The 22,630-nt window shown below is 38.6% G+C and carries 24 protein-coding genes; 14 read left to right on the top strand and 10 right to left on the bottom strand.

All coding sequences use genetic code 11. From position 1 onward, the window contains the following. Position 1 precedes the first annotated feature (1 nt). Both J2Z82_RS05280 and J2Z82_RS05275 read right to left on the bottom strand, forming a co-directional pair. Positions 2 to 1,192, bottom strand: coding sequence for an acyl-CoA dehydrogenase family protein (locus J2Z82_RS05280; RefSeq protein WP_209479743.1), 1,191 nt, complete (start codon positions 1,190 to 1,192; stop codon positions 2 to 4). 11 nt (positions 1,193 to 1,203) lie between these two features. After that, the gene (locus J2Z82_RS05275; RefSeq protein ID WP_209479742.1) at positions 1,204 to 2,364 is read right to left on the bottom strand and encodes a CaiB/BaiF CoA transferase family protein; all 1,161 of its coding nucleotides are present in this window, start codon (positions 2,362 to 2,364) and stop codon (positions 1,204 to 1,206) included. Positions 2,365 to 2,617: 253 nt separating this feature from the next. Here J2Z82_RS05275 and J2Z82_RS05270 point away from each other — a divergent pair, with 253 nt between their 5' ends. After that, positions 2,618 to 3,016, top strand: coding sequence for a hypothetical protein (locus J2Z82_RS05270; protein ID WP_209479741.1), 399 nt, complete (start codon positions 2,618 to 2,620; stop codon positions 3,014 to 3,016). A gap of 2 nt (positions 3,017 to 3,018) precedes the next feature. On the opposite strand, the gene mreBH is transcribed toward J2Z82_RS05270, so the two are convergent. Further along, positions 3,019 to 4,026: a rod-share determining protein MreBH gene (mreBH, locus tag J2Z82_RS05265; RefSeq protein WP_209479740.1), complete on the bottom strand. Its 1,008-nt coding sequence runs from the start codon at positions 4,024 to 4,026 to the stop codon at positions 3,019 to 3,021. A 407-nt stretch (positions 4,027 to 4,433) separates the two neighbouring features. Here mreBH and J2Z82_RS05260 point away from each other — a divergent pair, with 407 nt between their 5' ends. Together J2Z82_RS05260 and J2Z82_RS05255 are read left to right on the top strand one after the other, a co-directional pair. Beyond that, positions 4,434 to 5,282 carry a CAP domain-containing protein gene (locus tag J2Z82_RS05260; RefSeq protein WP_209479739.1) on the top strand — a complete coding sequence of 283 codons (849 nt, stop codon included), beginning with the start codon at positions 4,434 to 4,436 and terminating at the stop codon, positions 5,280 to 5,282. Between the two features lie 554 nt (positions 5,283 to 5,836). Next, positions 5,837 to 6,595: a lysophospholipid acyltransferase family protein gene (locus tag J2Z82_RS05255; protein WP_209479738.1), complete on the top strand. Its 759-nt coding sequence runs from the start codon at positions 5,837 to 5,839 to the stop codon at positions 6,593 to 6,595. Between the two features lie 27 nt (positions 6,596 to 6,622). Here J2Z82_RS05255 and J2Z82_RS05250 read toward each other — a convergent pair whose 3' ends face one another. The 3 genes from J2Z82_RS05250 to J2Z82_RS19530 are packed head-to-tail and all read right to left on the bottom strand — an operon-like array spanning position 6,623 to position 9,244. Beyond that, complete coding sequence (locus tag J2Z82_RS05250; protein ID WP_209479737.1) at positions 6,623 to 7,807, bottom strand: MFS transporter; 1,185 nt, start codon at positions 7,805 to 7,807, stop codon at positions 6,623 to 6,625. 1 nt (position 7,808) lies between these two features. Continuing rightward, positions 7,809 to 8,747, bottom strand: a complete 939-nt coding sequence (locus tag J2Z82_RS05245; RefSeq protein ID WP_209479736.1) for a pyridoxal-dependent decarboxylase — start codon at positions 8,745 to 8,747, stop codon at positions 7,809 to 7,811. 14 nt (positions 8,748 to 8,761) lie between these two features. Beyond that, a complete protein-coding gene (locus tag J2Z82_RS19530; protein WP_209479735.1) occupies positions 8,762 to 9,244 on the bottom strand; it encodes a pyridoxal-dependent decarboxylase in 483 nt (160 codons plus the stop codon). A gap of 278 nt (positions 9,245 to 9,522) precedes the next feature. On the opposite strand from J2Z82_RS19530, the gene J2Z82_RS05235 reads away from it, so the two are divergent. Then, the gene (locus J2Z82_RS05235; RefSeq protein WP_209479734.1) at positions 9,523 to 10,518 is read left to right on the top strand and encodes a glutaminase; all 996 of its coding nucleotides are present in this window, start codon (positions 9,523 to 9,525) and stop codon (positions 10,516 to 10,518) included. Between the two features lie 14 nt (positions 10,519 to 10,532). Next, entirely contained in the window at positions 10,533 to 11,201 is a 669-nt protein-coding gene (locus tag J2Z82_RS05230) for an SOS response-associated peptidase (protein WP_209479733.1), read from the top strand. Positions 11,202 to 11,366: 165 nt separating this feature from the next. On the opposite strand, the gene J2Z82_RS05225 is transcribed toward J2Z82_RS05230, so the two are convergent. Next, positions 11,367 to 12,836, bottom strand: coding sequence for a sodium:solute symporter family protein (locus J2Z82_RS05225; protein WP_209479732.1), 1,470 nt, complete (start codon positions 12,834 to 12,836; stop codon positions 11,367 to 11,369). A gap of 1 nt (position 12,837) precedes the next feature. Next, on the bottom strand, positions 12,838 to 13,026 hold the full coding sequence (locus J2Z82_RS05220; protein WP_209479731.1) for a hypothetical protein: 189 nt from the start codon (positions 13,024 to 13,026) through the stop codon (positions 12,838 to 12,840). A gap of 442 nt (positions 13,027 to 13,468) precedes the next feature. On the opposite strand from J2Z82_RS05220, the gene J2Z82_RS05215 reads away from it, so the two are divergent. The 4 genes from J2Z82_RS05215 (at position 13,469) to J2Z82_RS05200 (ending at position 15,738) form a co-directional block, all read left to right on the top strand. Then, positions 13,469 to 14,011, top strand: coding sequence for a transcription repressor NadR (locus J2Z82_RS05215; protein ID WP_209479730.1), 543 nt, complete (start codon positions 13,469 to 13,471; stop codon positions 14,009 to 14,011). Between the two features lie 77 nt (positions 14,012 to 14,088). Further along, entirely contained in the window at positions 14,089 to 14,559 is a 471-nt protein-coding gene (locus J2Z82_RS05210) for a low molecular weight protein-tyrosine-phosphatase (protein WP_209479729.1), read from the top strand. Between the two features lie 20 nt (positions 14,560 to 14,579). Continuing rightward, positions 14,580 to 14,882, top strand: coding sequence for a YtxH domain-containing protein (locus J2Z82_RS05205; protein WP_209479728.1), 303 nt, complete (start codon positions 14,580 to 14,582; stop codon positions 14,880 to 14,882). A 25-nt stretch (positions 14,883 to 14,907) separates the two neighbouring features. Continuing rightward, the gene (locus J2Z82_RS05200; protein ID WP_245251119.1) at positions 14,908 to 15,738 is read left to right on the top strand and encodes a YihY/virulence factor BrkB family protein; all 831 of its coding nucleotides are present in this window, start codon (positions 14,908 to 14,910) and stop codon (positions 15,736 to 15,738) included. 20 nt (positions 15,739 to 15,758) lie between these two features. Here J2Z82_RS05200 and J2Z82_RS05195 read toward each other — a convergent pair whose 3' ends face one another. Next, complete coding sequence (locus J2Z82_RS05195; RefSeq protein ID WP_209479727.1) at positions 15,759 to 17,693, bottom strand: heavy metal translocating P-type ATPase; 1,935 nt, start codon at positions 17,691 to 17,693, stop codon at positions 15,759 to 15,761. A 226-nt stretch (positions 17,694 to 17,919) separates the two neighbouring features. Here J2Z82_RS05195 and J2Z82_RS05190 point away from each other — a divergent pair, with 226 nt between their 5' ends. Then, positions 17,920 to 18,792, top strand: a complete 873-nt coding sequence (locus J2Z82_RS05190) for a transporter substrate-binding domain-containing protein (protein ID WP_209479726.1) — start codon at positions 17,920 to 17,922, stop codon at positions 18,790 to 18,792. A gap of 6 nt (positions 18,793 to 18,798) precedes the next feature. Continuing rightward, positions 18,799 to 19,485, top strand: coding sequence for an amino acid ABC transporter permease (locus J2Z82_RS05185; protein ID WP_209479725.1), 687 nt, complete (start codon positions 18,799 to 18,801; stop codon positions 19,483 to 19,485). A gap of 105 nt (positions 19,486 to 19,590) precedes the next feature. Here the strand turns inward: J2Z82_RS05185 and J2Z82_RS05180 are convergent, their stop codons facing one another. Continuing rightward, complete coding sequence (locus tag J2Z82_RS05180) at positions 19,591 to 20,757, bottom strand: MFS transporter (RefSeq protein ID WP_209479724.1); 1,167 nt, start codon at positions 20,755 to 20,757, stop codon at positions 19,591 to 19,593. Positions 20,758 to 20,929: 172 nt separating this feature from the next. On the opposite strand from J2Z82_RS05180, the gene J2Z82_RS05175 reads away from it, so the two are divergent. From J2Z82_RS05175 to J2Z82_RS05165, 3 genes are all read left to right on the top strand, one after another. Continuing rightward, on the top strand, positions 20,930 to 21,322 hold the full coding sequence (locus J2Z82_RS05175) for an OsmC family protein (protein WP_209479723.1): 393 nt from the start codon (positions 20,930 to 20,932) through the stop codon (positions 21,320 to 21,322). Positions 21,323 to 21,384: 62 nt separating this feature from the next. After that, positions 21,385 to 22,182, top strand: coding sequence for a YfkD famly protein (locus tag J2Z82_RS05170; protein ID WP_209479722.1), 798 nt, complete (start codon positions 21,385 to 21,387; stop codon positions 22,180 to 22,182). Between the two features lie 47 nt (positions 22,183 to 22,229). Then, positions 22,230 to 22,568 (top strand): hypothetical protein, encoded by a 339-nt coding sequence (locus J2Z82_RS05165; RefSeq protein WP_209479721.1) that lies wholly within the window; start codon positions 22,230 to 22,232, stop codon positions 22,566 to 22,568. Positions 22,569 to 22,630 lie beyond the last annotated feature (62 nt).

The following is a 22,630-nucleotide window of genomic DNA, read 5'->3' as shown; positions in this document are numbered from 1 at the left end:
ACTATTTTCCTTCCCAGGCTGGCAACATCTTATTTAACTGCTTATCCTGCCGATAACCCAATACATAATCTGCCTGCATTAGAGTATGGACTTCCCGGGTTCCTTCATAAATAACTGGTGCTTTCGAGTTACGCAGGTAACGTTCAACAGGATACTCATCTGAATAGCCGTATGCCCCGTGAACCTGAACGGCGTCGTCAGCTGCTTTGTTGGCGAAATCACATGCCTGCCATTTTGCAATTGACGTTTCGCGCGTGTTTCGTTTTCCTTCGTTTTTCAACTCACCTGCCCGATAAACGAGTAGGCTGCTCATTTGCAGTCCTGCTTCCATATTGGCAATCATGCGTTGAACAAGCTGATGTTTTCCGATTGGTTTTCCAAATGTTTCGCGTTCATGGCAATATTTCACACTTGCCTCAAGACATGCTCTTATTTGCCCGACTGCACCAGCAGCAACAGTAAATCGCCCGTTATCAAGTGATGCCATTGCTATTTTGAATCCTTCTCCTTCTTCACCGAGTAAGTTTTCTTTTGGAACCTTTACATTGTCAAAAAAAAGCTCCCCAGTGTTACCTGCACGAATACCTAACTTTCCTTTCGTAGCTTTTGAGAAAAAACCTTCCCATGTTCGCTCAACAATAAATGCAGAAATGCCATGATGCTTGCTTTCCTTGTCGGTATATGCAAAAACCAGAAAATTATCAGCCGTATCACATAAGGAAATCCATGTTTTTTGGCCGTTTAAAATATAATGATCGCCATCTTTAACAGCAGTGGACTGTAATGCGGAAACATCTGATCCAGCACCAGGTTCGGTTAACCCAAATGCGCCAACCTGTTCACCTTTTGCTTGCGGAATTAAGTACTTTTCTTTTTGTTGTTCAGTACCCCATTGAAGTAAGGACATACTGTTAAGACCGGTATGGACGGAAACTGAAGTGCGAAATGCTGTATCGCCACGCTCCAGTTCCTCACAGACAATTGCCAGTGAATTATAATCCATCCCACTGCCGCCGTATCTTTCTGGAATACAAACACCCATTAATCCAAGGTCGGCCAGCTTTTTCATGATCGAGGGATCGAATTTTCCTTCGCGGTCCCAGTCAGCAATATTAGGCATTATCTCTTTATCAACAAAGTTTCTTACCGTAGTACGCAGCATTGTTTGTTCTTCTGAAAAATTAAAATCCATCTAATCATCTCCTAATTGTTCGTTTTTGATATTCCTAATTGAGTTAAGATTTCATCAGTATGTTCACCAGCATCTGGTGGGTGGTGTTTCAGCTGAAAAGGTGTTCGCGAAAATTTCAGCGGACTCCCAATCATTCGAATAGCTCCTGCAGTCGGATGAACACTATTAATAAACATATCCCGTTCATGAAGCTGCGGGTCATTTGCTACTTGATCAATTGTCTGGATAGGTCCACATGGGATATTATTTTTTTCGCAATTTTCCTGCCAGTATGCTGTTGGTTTGGTTGAAAAAACATCCTGTAACAATGGAACCAGATCTTGCCGGTTTTCAACACGATCAGGATTTGTTTGAAATCGCTTATCTGATGCATATTCCGGTTTCCCTAAGATATCGCAAAGTCTCTTGAACTGGTTGTCGTTCCCAACTGCAATGACCATTTCACCATCAGTTGTTTTAAAAGTCTGGTAGGGCACAATATTAGCATGATGATTCCCAAGCGCAGTTGGAATTTTTTCAGCCATTAAGTAATTACTGCCAATATTTACGAGAGCACTGACGGCAGAGTCATAAAGAGAAATGTCCAATTTTTGTCCTTCACCTGATTGTGTACGCTCGAGCAGTGCGCCCTGAATTCCTATACAAGCATATAACCCTGTTAAAATATCAGTAATTGCTACCCCCATTTTTTGCGGACCTGATTCTTTATCACCAGTAATGCTCATAAGACCACTCATCGCCTGAATAATAAAGTCATATCCCGGCATATCCTGGTAGGGTCCGGTTTCACCAAATCCTGTAATGGAGCAAAATACAATACCAGGGTTAATTTTTGCGAGTGTTTCGTAGTCCAAACCAAATTGCTTCATTTTCCCGGATTTAAAGTTATTAATGATGACATCGCTTTCATTTACGAGCTTTTTAATAACGTCAATACCTTCATCCGACTTTAAATCGACAGTTATACTTTTTTTGTTGCGATTGGCACTAAGGTAATAAGCGCTAACACCATTCTGAAAGGGAGGACCCCATTTGCGCGTTTCGTCACTTCCGCCGGGTGCTTCTACTTTTATAACCTCTGCACCAAGGTCACCAAGAATCATTGTACAGTATGGGCCAGCAAGCACACGTGACAAATCCAGAACCTTGATATTTTCAAGCGCTCCAGCCATTTGCTCACTCCTTCCTTAAATAAAATAAGCCACTCCAAAATGACTACAGACTACCCTGTAAGTCAATTCGAACTGGCTTTTACCTGTTGAATAAGAACTGGAATAGAACTGTAAACAGATTAGGCAGCATCATTTAATTCGTGCTTTACGATCATGTGTCATAAACGCGGAGACGTTTTTACATGATTCACTATCTATATAGTATTATATTCAGAAAAATTTGTAAATAGTTATCTAGTATTTTGATGGAAAAGTGTCAGAAAAGGCGCGAGAATCTGCAGAAAAAGTGCTCGAATCAACAGAAGGAGGGCGAGAATCAGCAGAAGAGGAGGTTGAATCAACAGAAGGAGGGAGTGAATCTGCAGAAGAAGTGCTCGAATCAACAGAAGGAGGGCATGAATCAGCAGGAGAGGGGGATGAATCAACAGAAGAAAGGCGTGAATCAGCAGAAGAGGGGGATGAATCAACAGAAGAAAGGCGTGAATCAGCAGAAGAGGAGCATGAATCAACAGAAGGGGGGCGCGAATCAACAGAAGCGGGGCATGAATCAACAGAAGAGCCACGTGAATCGACAGAAGGAGGGGAGGGTAAATCGACTCTCTTAATTGCTCAAAAAAAACCGTGCCCATTGCTGGTACACGGCTTTTATTAGCATTATTTTGCTGCTTTTTGTAATTTTGTTATCATTTTGAGTGCACGTCCTGTTCCAATTGCAACTGATTCCAGTGGATTTGGTGCAATATGGACAGGTACAATTATTTCGTCTGCTAACCAATCTTTCATACCATTTAGTAGGGCACCGCCTCCGGTTAGCACAATTCCGCGGTCAACAATATCCCCGCTTAATTCTGGTGGACATTCTTCCAGTGTTGCACGAATTGTTTCCAGGATTTGCTGAAGAGATTCTTTTAATGCAGAATATACTTCTTTTGAAGAAACAGTTACGGTTTTCGGTAAACCGGTTACCATGTCTCGACCACGTACTTCCATTTTTTCCTCGGTATGTTCCTCATGTGCATGGCCGATATCCATTTTAATATTTTCGGCAGTACGCTCACCGATTAAAATATTGTATTTTTTTCGAATGAAATGGGTTATTTCTTCGTCCATCTTGTCTCCACCGATGCGGATGGAATTACATGAAACAACACCACCAAATGAAATGATGCCAACTTCAGATGTGCCGCCGCCAATGTCAACAATAACATTTGCTATTGGTTCATCAACAGGTAAATCAGCCCCAATTGCAGCAGCAACCGGTTCCTCTATTAAATGAACATGCTTTGCACCATAGCTTGTAACGGCATTATGAATGGCGCGTCGTTCTACTGTTGTACTTCCTGATGGAGTGCATACAACAACAGTTGGTTTACGCATGGATAGCCCCATTTTTTTGCTTACTTTTTTCAAAAATTCTTTAAGCATTTGTGCAGTCACATCATAGTCAGCGATAACACCATCTCTTAATGGTCTTATTGGGACGATGTTCTGTGGGGTTTTACCTACCATTTCTTTTGCTTCTGATCCGACAGCTACGACCTGTTTCGTATTCATATCAATAGCCACAACAGATGGCTCGTTCAAGACAATCCCTTTAGTCTTTGAATAAATAAGTATATTTGCAGTACCTAAATCGATTCCAATCTCTGCATTAGATAACATATAAGCTCCTCCAATGATGACAGTTTTTCTCTATATCATTTCTATACTTTATCATAGTTTTTGGGGGTAGATAAAGAACTTACATATATTGCCTTTAAAAGCCAGTACAACAGAGAAAACTGTAAAATAAATCAAGTAACAATACGATTACAAAATGTTGTCCTTTGTAATATAACAGCTTGGATTTCAAGGGTGTCAATAGGGATTAATAAGTAATTTTTTCCTGTAGTTTTAACTTTTTCCTAATAATCTAGGAAGTAACCTATCTTTAAATCTATAATCATAGGATTGTTTATAAAAATAGAAGTCTTTTCAGTCAGTATGGCAATAGCTTCCAAAATTATTACAAGAAACACGTGGTATGATTATTTTGCAACACAAAAAACCACAGGAGAGGTGTAAAACACATGTTTAACAAAATAATTGTAACAACATTATCCGCAGCATTACTATTCGGTGGAGCTTTTCAAACCTCTGCAGATGCATCTGCAAGCGCAGGTCAATCGGAGGATAAATCAAATAAAGTATTTTACTCTATTAATGGACAGCAATTCTCAAAAGAGAACTTAAATAATCTATTAAACAACTACTTTAAGGATTTCCAAGTTGAATGGAATAAAATAGAAAAGCAACAAAAACAGCAAGACGAACAATCAAATAAAGAAGAGCAAAAACAAGAAAAACCTGAACCTAAAAAAGAACAACCGCAGGAAAACAAACAAGAACAAAAGCAAGAACAACCTGAACAGCCAGATAAGCAAGAACAAGCACAACCTGAGAAACAAGAGCAACCAACTGAGCAAACAGAAGCTCCAGCACCAAAACAGCAAGAAACTACTAAACAACCAGAGAAACAAGAACAAACACAATCACAACAGTTAAATGAATTTGAACAACAAGTGGTTGAACTAACAAATAAAGAGCGTACTGCCCAGGGCCTTGAAGCACTTAAGGTTGATACAGAATTAAGTAAGGTTGCGCGTGAGAAATCTAGTGATATGTCGACAAACAACTACTTCTCACACAATAGTCCAACTTACGGTTCTCCTTTTGATATGATGAAACAATTTGGGATTTCATATCAAACAGCTGGTGAAAACATTGCAAAAGGTCAACGCACTCCACAAGAAGTAGTGAATGGCTGGATGAACAGTGAAGGTCACCGTAAAAATATTATGAATTCTGACTTCACGCACATTGGAGTAGGATATGTAGAGCAAGGAAACTATTGGACACAACAATTTATTGGTAAGTAAATAGCTTATGAGAGACTGACTTTGGTCGGTCTCTTTTTTTTGTTTAGGAAACTATAAATTTTGAGTGCTGTGAATAACTGGACTCCCGAATCAGCCATGTCCAGCTCCGACGTACAGGACGTACTAGTGCCGGTGACGCCACAGGACGTGGCGTTCTCACCGGCCAGCGCCTAGCGCCTAGTGGACTTCCCTCCCCGTGTTTACGATAAGAAATAAAGGAAGTTCGACTAAAACCACCACATCCTGTGGCAACGTCGAACTACCCCACGTCCTGTGGGGCAGCTTACGCTCTTCGTGTATCCTTTTCGCTTTCCAAGCATAAGATTCATCTTTACTTTCGCCATCATTGGCGATAAGTAAAGTTCATCTAATCTCAGGGAAAAGGAAGATCGACTAAGACCGCCGCTTTGCGTGGCAACGTCGACCCACCCGCAGAGCTGAGCGCAGTCCATACGGCGCTGAACAGGCGCTTGCGCTTTTGTATTTTGCAGTTGCCCCTTGCGCTTCCGTAATTCGACGGTATAATTAAGTTGTTGATATGAGGGGGATTATAAATGGTACGTAGCTTTAAAATATACATATATGCTATATTCATTGTGATTGGGAGCGGCTTTAAACTGCGCAGGTCTAAAAAGCTCGCATCACAATCGAGTAATCAGTTAAATAAAGAAAAAATATTTGCTGGACCGAAGATGGTTTCACAAAAAGTGATACAAAAAACGAAGTCGGACGTTCATGTTTACGGGCAGGAAAAACTGCCTGATGAAGCTGTATTGTTTGTTGCCAATCATCAGGGATTATTTGATATCTTAGCTTTAATTGGTTATTTAGGGAAGCCGATTGGATTTATTGCAAAAAAAGAGACGAAAAAGCTTCCAATAGTAAGCACATGGATGGAATTGATTCATTGTGTTTTCATTGATCGAAGTGACCGTCGCCAGGCAGTTAAGGCAATTAACCAAGGAATTACACATCTTAAAAGTGGACATTCGATTGTTGTTTTTCCCGAGGGTACAAGAAGCAGGGGAAGCAATCTGAATGAATTTAAATCGGGCAGTTTACGGCTGGCAACAAAAGCAAAAGTTCCGATTGTTCCAGTAGCAATAAATGGAACCTACCAAATGATGGAGGAGGATAAGGGGAAAATAAAGCCATCGACAATCACGATGACTATCACTGAACCAATTTATCCAAGTCATTATCAGGACATAAAGCATGGGGAGCTTGCCGCGAGTATCCAAACGACAATAGAAGAAACCATTCGTTCACAGGCGAATACTGGTGAGTATGAAGTGAAAGAGGCTATCCATTAGTGAAAATGGCAGCCTCATTTTTTTAAATTACTTTTTGCTATTTTCAAGAAAATCTGTCATTGGCTTCTGCCGTTTTGGCAATTTTACTGCTAATAACATTCCCAATATACTTATGAAAACCAATAATCCTAAAGCTAATGAAGGTGGCGACAAAAGTACTTTTACAAGGTATATTAATAAAATGCCTCCAGCATGATTTGTGAGCATTACGAAACCTATTGCTGTACCCTGTTGGCTTGACTTGAATTGTTTCTCTGTCCAATCCATTATAATTGGAAATCCAGCAAGCAGGAAAAACCCGTCAGCGATTAGCCAGAATGCAATCCATGGTACCCATTGCCAGATAATTATTGCTGAAAATGTTGCTGCATTTAAGATTACTGCCATTATTATGAAGGCTCTTTTAGTATCTTTTTTGGCTACCCACGAAGGCATAAAAATAGAACCTATTATTCCAGATAAAATCATTAATGCCATTAATGGACCACTAGTTGTTCCAGTTATACCATATTGTTCAAAAATAGGCTCCACCCAGGTGCTTAATGCATCGAATACTCCTAGCCCCATTGCCAGCAATCCACTGAGTGTCCATAAGAATTTATCACGCAGCAGAACAGAAAGCTTGGGTGTATCTTCTTTTTTAATCGTAACTGTAAAGGTCTTTGTGCCAGCTAGTGTATACAATACCCAAACCATACTTAGTACTGATGGGATTGCAAATATTGTTAAAACTAATGTAAGCCCGCCATTAACATATAATATTGGACTAAATAACATGGCAAATATCACACCAAAAAATAAAGCGACACTTGAAATAGATATTGCCATTGAACGGTTTTTCTCCGGGAAGTACCTGCTTGCATATGCTGAAATTGCATTAATGATGAAAGGTTGACCAATTGACATAACAACCTGAATTCCAAGCTGCCAGAAATAACTTGTAGGGTCAGCTAACCTTGCAAGCGCGCCAAACCCTATTGTTAGTGCCCCAAAAGTTAATGCAATTCTAAAATGCGAGTCAAGCCATCTCCCTGCCGGAAGTGCAACAATAATATAAATGATTGGGAATAATGCCGCTAAAGTACCCACATTACCTACACTTGTACCCATATCCTTTGCAACATCAGTTGTAATGGGGGAGAACGTAACCCATAAAACTTGTGAGCTGAATATGAGAAGCGAATAGCCGGTAAGGTGGACCCAACGATTCATGCTATTCGATTCCTTTAGTAAACGTTTTATTTGGTGTGAATAATTCATTTGTTATATAGAGGAAAGCTTCACTTGTAATTTCATGGGGTAATAAATGGAGTAGTTCATTGATGGATGCCATTTCACTTGGGAGACTTCCGTCTGCTTTTACACCTGCAGCATGCAAGAGGGTTGCCATAGTTTCATTAGTTATATCGGTATCCTTAAGCAGGGAGGAAACGTCATGTTTCAGGGATTTTCTTGGATGGGACTTTACTTGATTAATTGCCTCCTTCAGCCCTTGGAAAAAATCATCTATTCGGTTAACAGGCGTGATTGTTAAGTGGATGGAAGGCTGTGTCTTGCTATCACCTGGCTGAACTTGAATATACCATCCTGATTTTTTCATCTCGTCTGCCAACTGAAAAATATCAATCGTATCAGAACCAATTGCTAACAGGCTTGCTTCAGGATCTCCTAAAATATATAAATCATCTAGCATCGTAAAATGCTGGGTGATTTCCTGCTTCGCATGCCATATCGTTTCGGCTAATTTTTTATAACCATCGTCACCAATATACTTAAATGTTGCCCAGCAAGCAGCTAGAGGACCACCGGATTTGGTCGACTGAATGGTTGTATTAACAACGGGGTAGCCACTCCAATTGGTGCAGGTATAATATTGATATTTTCGTAATTGTTTATCCCGATATAAAATCACCGAAGCTCCTTTTGGTGTGAAAGCATACTTGTGCAGGTCAACCGATAGGGACGAAACACCAGTAAGGTTGAAATCAAAATCAATAACAGGGTGTCCCAGTTTTTTATAATAAGCTAATAAAAATCCACCAATACATGCATCAACATGCAGCCAAACTTCATATTTTTCGGCCAGCAAGCTCAATTCAGGAATGGGGTCGCTAACACCGTGTGAATAATTGACACTCGATCCTATTAGCATGATTGTATTTGATGTTACTTTTCCATTTCATTGGTGTCAACTTTAAATGTTGTGTTATTGACGGGTACGACTATGGTATCTATTCCTAGATAGTGTGCTGCTTTATGAAAGGCTGCATGCGCAGTACTTGGGAGAACTATTTCTGGTGTTGTTATTGATGGTTTATGCTCGCTTGCATAATCTCTCACTGCTTTGACAGCGAGAATAATACTTTCTGTACCACCACTGGTAAAAGTACCAGCTATTGATGCTGGCTCGTTCGAAAAGAGTTCTGCGATTTCTGCTACAATATTATTTTCCAGCTGTAATAGACTAGGGAATACGGTGAAATCAAGCCCATTATGATTTATAAACATATTGTGTGCCTCTGTTGCTACTTTTTCAGCTTCACGTAATCCACTGTCGTAAACGTACGCCCACACATTGCCTCCTTTCGGGTTAAGATCATCTTGCTGGAGCTCACTCAATGCTTGCAGAATACTTTCTCTTTTGTTCATTTGTTAACCTCCAATTGCAGTGATATTGTTATACAGTTTCAGGAATCCTATTTAGTGGAATTCAATTAACGAGGATGAGTGCAAGAACAGTCACATATCTACCTATGATAAAGGGGATGCTTTTAAAAATAGAGAAATACAGCTTCACTCCTACCTAGTATAATTATTATATATCTATGGTAGCATAGGATATAATATAATGGGCAATATTCTGAAAATAATACTTACCGAAAAAAATAGCTGCAATAAAGACATACTACTTGATAAGAGGTGGTAAAATGGTACAAGGTATAGCAAATTGGAATACGGAAGAAACGGAAGAATGGCTTCAAAGCTATGTTGACGATTGGGTGGCATTCTATCGAAAACATACTAATGATGGGGAGGTTGCATCCTATATTCCTGTATTGCAAAAAGCTGATCCGGATGATCTAGGAATTGTAATTATAGGGAAAAATGGAATTAACATACACTCTGGTGATGATGATATTCCGTTTACAATGCAAAGTATATCTAAAGTACTAAGCTTTATTGTAGGCTGTATGGAGCGAGGAGTAGCCTATATGCTTGATAGAGTTGATGTTGAGCCAGCAGGTGAAGCGTTTAATTCGATTATTCATTTGGAAATGAAACAGGTTAAAAAGCCATTTAATCCTCTGATTAACGCTGGTGCGATAACAGTAACATCACTATTGGAAGGTAATACTTCAGATGAAAAATTAAAACCAATGCTTCAACTCCTCGAAGTTATGCTAGGCTATCGACCTGAAATAAATGTTGAAGTGTATGAATCAGAAAGAGATTCATCTATGCGTAACCGGGCCATAGGCTATTATTTATTGGAAGTCGGCTTTCTGGAGTCCGATTTAAACATAACACTGGAGACTTACTTTAAACAATGCTCGATTGAAGTAACGATTAATGACTTAGCGCGAATTGGAATGATCCTTGCTAACGATGGAGAGGACCCTGATACACAAGAAGAGATTATTCCAAGGCAGGTTGCACGGATAGCAAAAGCGTTAATGCTGACATGTGGAATGTATGATGCTTCAGGGAAATTTGCTACATATGTTGGTATTCCCGCAAAAAGTGGTGTTTCTGGTGGTATAATTGCTGCGGTTCCTCCAAGGGTACGTGATGAGGATTTACCTTTTCTTGAAGGTTGTGGAATTGGTGTTTATGGGCCTTCATTAGACGATAAAGGGAACAGTATAGCAGGAATCCGTTTGCTGCGGCATATTGCTAAACAATGGGACTTAAGTATATTTTAATAGGGGGATATTCAATGTGTGGACGTTATACGCTATTAGCTGATGAACTGGAGATTTTGAATGAGTTTGGTATTGAACAAGCTATTGATTCATATCAGCCAAGCTACAACATTGCACCTGGTCAAAATGTATTGGCTATCATTCACGATGGGAAGGAAAAGCGAGCAGGATACTTACGTTGGGGACTGGTTCCATCATGGGCGAGTGATGAAAAGATAGGTTATAAAATGATTAACGCCAGAAGTGAAACGGCACACGAAAAGCCAAGTTTTAAAAAGTTGATGGCACAAAAGCGTTGCCTGATTGTTGCTGATAGTTTTTACGAGTGGAAGCGTGATGGAAAAGAAAAACAGCCAAAACGAATTCAAGTTGGTGATCGTAAATTATTCGCTTTTGCAGGACTATGGGACAAATGGAAGCAAGAGGATAAAGAGCTTTTCACTTGTACCATCCTTACAAAAGAGGCGAACGACTTTATGCAGGATATCCATCATCGAATGCCGATTATTTTACCTAAAAATAAAGAAGATGAATGGATTGCATCTGGTAAACAGGATCCAAACGAAATACATCAGTTTCTGCAAACAGTTGAAGCGGAGAGATTAAATGCATATAATGTTTCCAGCTATGTAAATGCTGCCAAGAATAATGATGATGCATGTATTGCGCCTTTAGCTGAATAGTACATATGGTTACGGGTTCAGAAATCACATAATACCTTTTGTTGTTGAAGAACCCATTATTTAACGGAACGAGGATTCACTTCGATTGTTTGTATTTTATTATTTTCTCCCTAGAGTTAATAAAAAGGAGCCTCCTATCATCATGAAAAGAGGCTCCTTTGCTATTTAATCGGTGCTTTCCGACTCTGTTTTTAATATATTGATAAATGCGGTTGCTTTTTGTTTTGGAGCCTTTGTCAGAAGGCTAACCCCAATAAAGAGAATGGTTGAAACAAGCAGCCCCCAAATCCCGGAAGCAAGTCCTAGTGGTTTTATACCAGTGAATTCAAGTATAAGAACAAGAATGGCTGTTAAAGATACACTGGAGATGACACCAGCAGCAGTTCCACGCTTCCAGAAAAACGTACCGAAAAAGGCCGGGACGCCAACAATTAACCCAGATGATGCAGCAACTGACAATACAGCAATTAAATTTAATTCCAGTTCCGCAAATGCATATGCCAAGATAGCGATTATTGGAATGACGATTTTTCCAACTTGCAACTGCTTCTTATCATTTGGACGCTTTTTCAAATTACCATAGACGTCACGGGCAAACATGGACGACAATGTCAGCATGATGGAATCAATCGTTGAGACGGCAGCAGCCAAAATACCGACCATTACGATAACACCTAGTACAGGCGGGACAAGGTCAGATGACAACAATTTGGGAGTTGCCAGGTCTGCCGTTGAAAGATCCGGAAATAACTGAAGTGCAGAAAAACCCCATAAAACTGATACAAAGGTGTAAATAAGACCGAACACAAGAAAGCCAATCAGCATTTGACGTAACCCTTTTATCGAGGACGGCATGAACATCCGCTGACTAACTTGCGGGTTAGATAAGCTAAAGAAAAACCATGGTAGTGTCATCCCAAGAAAGGTTAAGATATTAAAATAGCCGTTACCAGGTACGGAAAGTGCATCTGGATGATTCGTTTGCAAAGTATCAAAGAATTGTCCAAATCCACCTAATCCATCAATCACTAACAACGCTACAATTGTTGAAGTAATAATCATAATCACAGCCTGCAGCGAATCTGTCCACATAACAGAACGTATACCAGCTACATAGGAATAAAGAATTGCCAGCACTGTTGCAATCACGACACCAGCTGTAAAAGGAATAGCATCGTCAGTAATTCCTTGTAAAAGATATCCTACTCCAGCAAGCTGTACCGCACAATACGGAATGAGAAATAAACAACTAACGAGTGCAATTGCAGATGCAGCAGGTTTACTTTCATAACGATCACCGACCATTTCAGAAGGTGTTACATACCCGTACTTCTTACCGGCTAACCAGAAACGCCGCCCGAACAACGCAACTAGTGAAACACCTGTAAAATAAACGATTTCAAAACCAAGTGCGCCAACACCACCTTGATAAGTCAGTCCGGCCAGACCAACCATCATGAATGCGCTGTATGTAGTTGCGCTGTAACTTAATGCTGAAAGGATGCCGTTCATTTGGCGCCCCCCAAGATAATACCCAGACATATCCGTCCTGTCACCACGACGAGACTTATATGCAACAAATAATGCTAGAATAATATAAAGTGCAATTCCCCAAATTACCATATTAGTATTCAACTTACTTCCCCCAATCCTTTGTAACCATGAAATTTGCAATGATGATAAGTAATCCGATAATCCCCCATAAAAGGAAGCTGCCATACCAGGCATGAATACCTGACAAGACCGTGTAGGGAAGGACATAGGCTAATAATATTAGGAAAACAATAAGAACGCCCCACAAAACTTTCGACTTAATATGTTTCATTACGGTAAATCCCCCTCCTTGTGAAATATTGAGCAAAAATAATAACACTATGATAAATGTTTGTATTGTTAATAACCACCTGACATTTACATGTGTCTTTACACTTATATTTACACAATGAAGCTAAAAAAGCAATACTTATTTCTCTGCTTTATGAGAACCCAAGATCTTTTCGTATAGAGAGAAGCGGTCACATCGGTCGAGTATTTTCCGAATCGTTGGATTAGCACCATTTTATCCCCTACGTTGGAAAAGCATAATAACAGCCTTTACTGTAGGTGAGTTTGGAGTTCCAGGTATTAATTTAGAAGGTGAAATGCATTTCCTTAAGTGATATTCTAAGTTTTTCTACAAAAATAAATGGTGGCTAATGCATGATAGAAGCTTGTTCGGTATAATGAAGTATATAACATGTAATAGAGCATTGTTAGGGGGGATCAGTATGACAGAAGAAGGGAATAAGGTACTTGGCGAAAAAAGAAGATGTTTGATTTTAACGTGGTTGAAAGGCAATAATGATCCAATGACAGGCAAAATATTGGCAGAACGGATGAATGTCAGTCGCCAGGTTATCGTACAGGATGTTTCCCTGTTAAAGGCAAAAGGTGAACCCATAATTGCTACCTCGCGCGGGTATGTTTATTTTCAGGAGAATAAAAAGAATCCTAAGGTCCAGAGAGTAATCGCAGTTTGTCATCTGTCAGAAGAAACGGAGGTTGAACTGTATACACTTGTTGATCATGGTGTATCGATTCAAAATGTAATGGTGGAGCACCCTATCTACGGAGATATTACTGGATCACTGATGTTAAAAAACCGCCGTGATGTTGATGCTTTTCTTGATGAGATGAAACAAACAAAGGCTGCTTTACTATCCCAGCTCACTGAAGGTGTTCACTTACATACGATTGAGGCTGAAACACAGCGTCAGCTTGATGAAGCTTGTGAAGCATTGCGTACCAAAGGGATATTGTTAGAACAATAAAGAAAATCGTTTATGACATTTTACTTAATCAGCAAACAATAATTGATTATAATACTTATGAAGGGTAGGATGTGGATATGATACGCGTATTATTTGTATGTTTAGGTAACATTTGCCGATCACCAATGGCTGAAGCAGTATTTCGTGATTTAGTTGATAAAGAAAATTTAACTGATAAAATTGGGGCTGATTCAGGAGGTATTGGTGACTGGCATTCTGGAGAACCTCCTCATAAAGGTACTAGAGAATTGTTAGACAAGTATCAAATAGGGTATAAGGAATTAAAGGCTAGGCAGGTAAATTTTAGTGACTGGGGAGATTTTGATTATATCATTGCGATGGATGAGCAAAATAGAAAAGACATGCAAAATCTAAGTAATAAAGCTGGTGATGCTAAATTAGCCAAACTGATGGACTTTGTACAAGATCCCCAAGAAGGAAATATACCAGATCCTTATTATACAGGCAATTTTGATTACACATACGAATTAATCTCTGAAGGCTGTAATGAATTACTAAGGTATATTAGATCTGAGAATAACATATAGAATAAAAGGAGCGATACAGAATGGGTAAACGAAATTTATTTATTGGAGTTTTGATGGGTGCAATCGTAGGAGGATTAGTTTCATTATTTAATAATGATGCAAGAAATTATACGAAGCTGAAAATGAATTACGCTAAAAACAGGTCAGGCTATTATGTGAAACATCCATCAGAGGCAGTTCGAAGTGCCAAGGATAGTTTTGATAAGTTCAACAAAGAGTTTTCAAGCGGTGCAGAAAATGCGATCAATGCCTTAGAACAAGTGGAAAACACCTTAGACAAATTTGCAAATAAAGATCAAAAGGACTTGGAAAACACATTGTAAGTTTTGAGATAAGGGTGGTTAGATATTGAAAAGGAGTATGGCATTTTTAAAAGAACTTTATCAACGAATTACAGAAGATGATATATTTGGTTTATCAGCTCAGTTAGCCTACTTTTTCTTACTATCCCTTTTTCCTTTCTTATTGTTTTTAATGACTCTAATTGGTTATTTGCCAATTGAACAATCAACTGTAATAAACTTTATCGAGACATACGCACCTGGACAAATAACAGATTTGATCAATCAAAATGTGAGCGAGTTGATGAATGATCAAAATGGGCAATTACTGTCAATTGGCATCATCGGTACACTTTGGTCAGCATCGAATGCAATAAATGCAATTATGCGTGGGTTTAACCGGGCTTATGACGTTGATGAGGATCGTTCATTTATTGTATCCCGGCTTATAGCGATTGTGTTAACAATTGCTATGGTACTTATAATTTGTATGGCCTTTTTACTTCCTATTTTTGGAAAAACGATTGGGGTATACATTTTCACATTTTTTGGGTTGTCTGCTGGTTTCCTAAGTGTATGGGAAACATTGCGTTGGGTTGTTTCTTCTGTAGTATTTTTCATTGTATTAATCGCATTATATAAGCTCGCACCCAATAAACGGATCTATTTTAAAAATGCAGTATGGGGTGCGCTTTTTGCAACGATTGGCTGGCAGCTAGTTTCATTAGCCTTTTCTTTTTATGTTAGTTCTATGGGAGATTACTCAGCTACTTACGGTAGTCTGGGTACCGTCATTGTCTTGATGATTTGGTTTTATTTATCCGGAATTATTATTATGATTGGTGGCGCGATTAACGCAATACTTAAAAAAGGAATAGGGAAGGAAACTGAAAAATAGCTATCACAAATTTGTGATAGCTATTTTAATAAACGCAACCCATTTAAAATAACTAGGATAGTACTACCTTCGTGCCCGATTACACCTAATGGCAAATCTACTATTTGTAAGAAGTTTGATGCTATTAATAATAGAATTACACTTAAGGAAAATACAACATTTTGTTTTACAATTCTATTCATACGACCTGATAAGTTAATGGCATTTGTTATTTTGGATAAATCATTTTTCATTAATACGACATCTGCGGTTTCCAGTGCTACATCAGTTCCTTTACCCATGGCAATTCCTAAATTTGCACTTGCCAATGCTGGGGCATCATTTATCCCGTCCCCAACCATCGCTACATTTTCATAGTCGGTTCGCAGTTGTTTTACATGGTTTACTTTTTCATCTGGTAGACACTCAGCAATGTAATGGTCTATACCGGCTTCAGCAGCAATTGCTTTAGCAGTTGTTTCGTTGTCTCCAGTCAGCATTATCGTATGCACACCATGCTTTTTCAAGGTTTTTATCGCTTGTTTTGTATTGTCTCTGATTGTATCTTTGAGTGCGTAAAGCGCTACGATTTCATCATTTGCTTTGACGAATACGATGGTTTTACCTTGTTCAGCAAGTTGCTTTGCTATTCCCCCTTGGAAGTTGAAAGCAGCTTTTTCACCAACAAAACCAGCTTTACCGATTTCCCATTTCTCATCATTTACATATGCAGAAACACCATTACCACTTACTGTTGTAACATGATGAATATTCAAATCATGTACATTTGTGTAATCTGTGCTATAGGCATAAATCGCCTTTGCTAATGGATGTATGGATTCTTTTTCAATAGCTCCGGCAATGGCAAGCACTTTTTCCTTTTCCCACTTTGTGTGAACGTATGTGTCTGTTACCTCAGGTGTTCCGTTCGTTAACGTACCGGTCTTGTCAAATGCTATCGCCTTAATATGGCTCAAGTTTTCAACATGAACGCCACCTTTAAATAGAACGCCACTTTTAGCGCTATTGGAAATGGCAGATAGTGTGGCAGGCATAATTGAAGCTACCAAGGCACAAGGTGAAGCAACAACTAGCAGGATCATTGCTCGGTAAATACTCTCTGATAATGACCAGCCAAAAATAAAGTAGGGTAAAAACATCATAATAGCAACCGCTGCAAGAACTACTTTTACATATGTTCCCTCAAATCGTTCTATAAACAACTGTGAAGGAGATTTTTCTTCCTGGGCTGATTGAACCAGTTGAATGATTTTTTGGAAAAGCGTTTCATCCGCATGCTTGGTAATCTTAATTGATATGGATCCGTCCAGTGCCACTGTCCCTGCAAAAACATCATTGCTGTCTATTTTACTGACAGGTACTGATTCTCCAGTAATAGCACTTTCATCGATTGACGTTTCCCCCTTAACTATTTCACCATCTGCAGGAATTCGCTCACCAGCACGTACCAAAATGATATCATCAACCTTCAATTCAGAAACGGGAACAATCTTCTCCTGGCCATTTTTAATTCTTAATGCTTGTTCTGGCTGTAAATCCATAAGCGATGATATCGCTTTGTCACTTTTTTTCAATGTATAGGTTTCTAATGCTCCAGATAATGCAAAGATAAATATGAGGATGGCACCTTCAGTCCAATACCCAATGGATGCTGATCCGATAGCAGCGAAAATCATCAGCATTTCCACATTTAGATCTTTATTTGCTATTGTTTCTTGAATTCCTTCTTTAGCTTTAGCATAGCCGCCAATCACAAAGGCAATTAGGTGCAGGATGACCCATGCAGTAGCTGAAATGGAGTCCTCAAGTGACCAAGTAATCAAAATTAGCAAACCGCTGAACAGCGCAGCAATTAATTCTATATGCACGATAAAGCGTCTAAATGAACTTTTTGCAAAAAAGGATTTGAACGTATGTGAACTTGGTGAATGTAATGTTTTTGAATTGGTCGTCATTATTATGATCTCCTCAGATTATAATTATTATAAACAAATACTTATTATTATTTTACCATGAGATAAAATAAAGTCAAGTGCAAATATAAGAGTACTAATACAGGTACATTATACCATGAATACAGTGTATATTTTGGTTGAATCAATAGACTTATACTGTTACAATCATTATAAACTTTTAAATGTAACACAATTTAAATGTTGTGAATAAGAAGGAGTGAAATTTATGTATATAAAGAAGTTAGTATTTATACTACTAGTAACAGTATTCGCGTTAGCAGCATGTGGTGAAGGCGACAATCAAGAAAAGGGCAACAGCAAATCTGAAGATAGTAAGTGGGCTGAAGTTCAAGAATCCGGGGAATTGGTTGTTGGAACATCTGGTACTCTTATCGCATCTTCCTATTACAAGGGTGAAGGCGAGAGTGAAGATCAATTAACTGGCTACGATGTTGAAGTAATGAGAGAGATAGCAAATCGGCTTGACCTAGAAGTCTCCTATGAAATTATGGGGATCGATAGTATGCTTCCAGCTATAAAAAGTGGAAGAATCGATGTTGCTGCAAACGATATTGAAATAACAAGTACAAGAAAAGAAGAGTTTAATTTTAGTAACCCTTATAAATATTCTTATTCTACAATGGTTGTTCGAAAAGGGGATTATTCCGGGATAAATTCGTTAGAAGATTTAGAAGGTAAAAAAGCCGGTGGCGGAGCAACAACTGTCTACAGTGAAATTGCTAGACATTTTGGAGCTGAAGTTAAGACATACGGAAATGCACCTAATGAAGCTTATCTGCGTGACGTACATAATGGTAGAACTGATGTAATTGTAAATGACTACTATTTATCAAAATTTGGTGTGGCAGCATTTCCAGATTTTGATATTATGCTTCATCCAGAATTAAAGTTTCATCCAACAGAACAGGCAGCAATTCTATCAAATAAAGCAGATAAATTAACCGAAGAGATTAATAAAGTCTTGGAAGAAATGCGGGAAGATGGGACGTTGTCAGAATTAGCTAAGAAATTTTATAAGGAAGATGCCTCCAAAAGACCTGAAGGCGAAATAAAAGAAATAGAAGGATTGGAACTGTAATAGAACATGATTAATTTTAATGGTTTTGACTTTGGTGGAGTGTTTGATATTGAGTTAGCACTGGAAAGCTTACCTTTTGTATTGGGTGGATTGCCTACTACCCTTGGAGTTGCCATAGCAGGTATGGCAATTGGAATGATTCTAGGATTGTTTTTGGCATTAGCGCGAAATTCAGATAAGATTTTATTGCGTTGGCCGTCCAGGGCGTATATTTCTTTCATGCGTGGCACGCCAATTCTGGTTTTTCTATTTATATTATACTTTGGACTCCCATATGTGGGACTAGAATTGTCGGCGCTAGTTGCTGCCTCAGCTGGATTTGGACTGAATAGCGCAGCTTTTATCGCAGAAATCAATCGTGCCTCATTGAATAGTATTGACAATGGCCAATGGGAGTCATCCAAAGCTCTGAATATAGGCTATTGGAATACATTAAGGAAAGTTATTTTGCCGCAAGCAACCAGAACAGCAATCCCACCGCTAACAAATGTGTTTATGGACATTGTTAAAGCAACCTCCCTGGCAGCAGTAATTACTGTTCCAGAGTTGTTCCAGAAAACGCAGATTGTTGTAGGCAGGGAATTCGATGCCATGACATTATATATATTGGTTGCCTTAATTTACTGGCCAATATGTGTAATCATTTCATTTATGCAAGATCGTTTAGAAATTAGATATAGCAGATTTCTATAAAGGACAAAGGACACTCGAGGTTTGAGTGTCCTTTGTCTTTACTATGTCCTTTTCAACTGCATAAGCGCAACTAAGACTTATCTAAAGTAGAGCTTTGCGTTAAGTCTAACCATATTGAAATTCGACATTCTTCTTTGTGTATGTTGCTGTCAAAATAAGTATCAACATAATGACAATTACATAAAAAAAGGAAACACCTGGAAAATATTCAAGAAACAGACCACCCAAATATGGTCCACTTATACTTCCAATGCTAAACGAAATCCCCGTCATTAAATTCCCGGCCGGTAACAGGGAGGGTGGTAAAATATCCGCCAAAAACGTAATACTTAAAGAAAACAAAGAGCCAGTAAACATACCTGCTAAAGTAAATGTTGTAAATAATGCGACTACTGAGTTTTCTAACGATGCGGCAGCAAGGAAACAAAGAATCCCGAAACTTAATACCGCTAATAAGACATTTCTTCTTCCAAGTCGGTCGCTCAACATACCTAATGGAATTTGCGTTATGACACTTCCAGCTGCAAAACAAGGAATAATGACTGAGAGAATTTCCACATCATGGCCGATTCGTAATCCATAAACTGGAAAAATACTATGTAATGTAGCTTCCAGAAATCCATAGCCGAATGCCGGCAGAAGAGCAACCCATGCTATTTTGCCAGTTTTAATAAAACGGCCTAACGAGCTAGCAGTACTACTTGTGTTGAACCCATCCTTTTCCGGAAATTTGTTTCGTACAAAGAACATGGATGACCAAACAAGCATACTAAGGACTGCCGATAACAAAAATGGCAGTGCTTGGCTGATTTCTAATAAACGTGTCATAAGCGGTCCTAATGTAAATCCTACTCCGAAAAACAAACCATAGAAGGCAATATTCCTTCCTCTAGTTTCTTTTGCGCTAGTAGTTGTAATCCACGTTTGCGTTCCGAAGTGCAGCATGTTATCTCCAATACCGATAGTGACGCGTAAAATAAACCAAAACCATAAGGACTCCCAAAAGGGAAAAAGTGCCAATGAGATAAATACAAGCATTCCGCCAACGACAATGATTGGTTTAAATCCATATTTTCGCATTGGTTTTTCCATAAAGGGAGATGCTAAAAGCACACCAATATATAATCCAGTTGCATGTAATCCATTAACTGATGATGCTATACCACTTTGTTCCAGAATAATTGCCAATAAAGGGAGAATCATGCCTTGGGAAAATCCTGAAATAGAAACAAGAGAAATTAATATCCAAAATCTTGTTCGCTCTGATGCCATATTTCTCCTCCTTCAATCTCATTTATTAAATGTCATATTCAGTTCCATTCAATGTAATTGTTTTCGTTATAAAGGTCAATCCAAATACATTTAAATGAAAACAAGTTATGATGTTTGCAAAAAAGGTTAAATATAAATAAGCTGTTCATATAAAATAAAGGAGTGATTTATAATGGATTTTTACTTAAAAGAGAATGGGATGCAGGTTGATTTAGAGTATGGACCCTTGGATGTATCAGGTAATGAGGACTACGGTTTTCGTCCTTTTCAGCTAATGATTGCATCAATTGCAGGATGCAGTGGATCAGTATTACGGAAAATTTTATCTAAACAGCGGATAAAATATGAAGATTTATCTATCAACGCAGAAGTTGAACGGAACCCTGAGGAAGCAAATCGTATAGAACGTGTTGTATTATATTATGCTATTAAAGGCTACCATTTAGATCCCGACAAACTAAGCAAAAATTTAGCACTAGCAAGAAAAAACTGTTCAATGATCCGTTCTGTTGAAGGCAGTATAAATATTGAAGAGCATCTGGAAACAATTGAACTAAGTCAATAATATTAAAGGTATAATATTCATGTGTCTGAAAAAACTAAGCTAAAAGGAAAGGAATGGGACACATGAAAAAAAGGAATTACATCACAGCATTAATCATATTTGTTTTCGTTTTTTTACTTCCTTTTAATAGCTTAGGAAAGGAAGAGAAAAAGTCAGAAAAGGAGTATGACATACCAAGTCATGTTTTGAATATATCAAAAGAAAATACTTTCCCGAATTCAACTGAGGATCAGGAAGTAGTGGAACCGAGCGGGTTGACTAAAGATTTGATTGATGAGCTCGATATACCAGTTGAAAATCCAGACCTAATAAAAATGCTTAACGAGACATCTATAAAACCATCACCAATTGCATTCGGATATCGTGGTATGGTTTACCTTGGGCGATGGCCGCTCAACTACAAATCGGATGAGACAAATATAAACTGGGAATACCAAAAAATTAATGCGAATGAGCTAAATAATATTGGTGGCGAATCAAACCAGGAAATGCATTATACCCAGAAGGAAAAGAAGGAAATACAGGGAGCGTTAACAAATAAAATCACAGATCCTGACGATATTAAAAAGATGATGTTATTAAAATCAAAAGAGAGAACAAAATTACCACTCTCCTATAGCACCATAATCGGAAAAGATACAAAGAAGGAAAACTCCTACAATGTCCCGGCCAAAAAGTACGGTCACTTGCAAGCGTATGCGCCTGCTATCAATGAAAAAGGTCAGGTAACATTTGGAGAAGTATACTTTCGATTAAAAGGATCAAACAAATCACTCGTTATTAAAAACGTAACAAAACAAGGAATTGGTGCATGGATCCCAATTCAGGATCACGTATCCTTTTCTTTTCAGCTAAGATAAGAGCAATGTTGTTTTGTGAAAACCCCTGAAACTTTTCAGGGGTTTTTATGTACCGGAAAACGAAAACATCAACAGAAGAGCGCGAACATCAACAGAAGAGCGCGAACATCAACAGAAGAGCGCGAACATCAACAGAAGAGCGCGAACATCAACAGAAGAGCGCGAACATCAACAGAAGAGAGCGGACATCAACAGAAGAGAGCGAACATCAACAGAAGAGCGTGAACATCGACAGAAGAGCGCGAACATCGACAGAAGAGCGTGAACATCAACAGAAGAGAGCGAACATCGACAGAAGAGCGCGAACATCAACAGAAGAGAGCAAACTTCAACCGGAAAACGAAAACAGTCAGCAGAAGACCCGACATAATCTGAGGATTTTTTAAAAAAAGGGGTTGATTTTATCGCTTTAATACTTTATCATGATGAAGTGTTGAAATGTTGATTA

The sequence above is a fragment of the Virgibacillus litoralis genome (genome assembly GCF_017873675.1).
Classification (GTDB): Bacteria; Bacillota; Bacilli; order Bacillales; family Amphibacillaceae; genus Lentibacillus; species Lentibacillus litoralis.
Note: the sequence above shows the minus strand (reverse complement) of the source record. Positions and strands in the feature narration are given on the sequence as shown.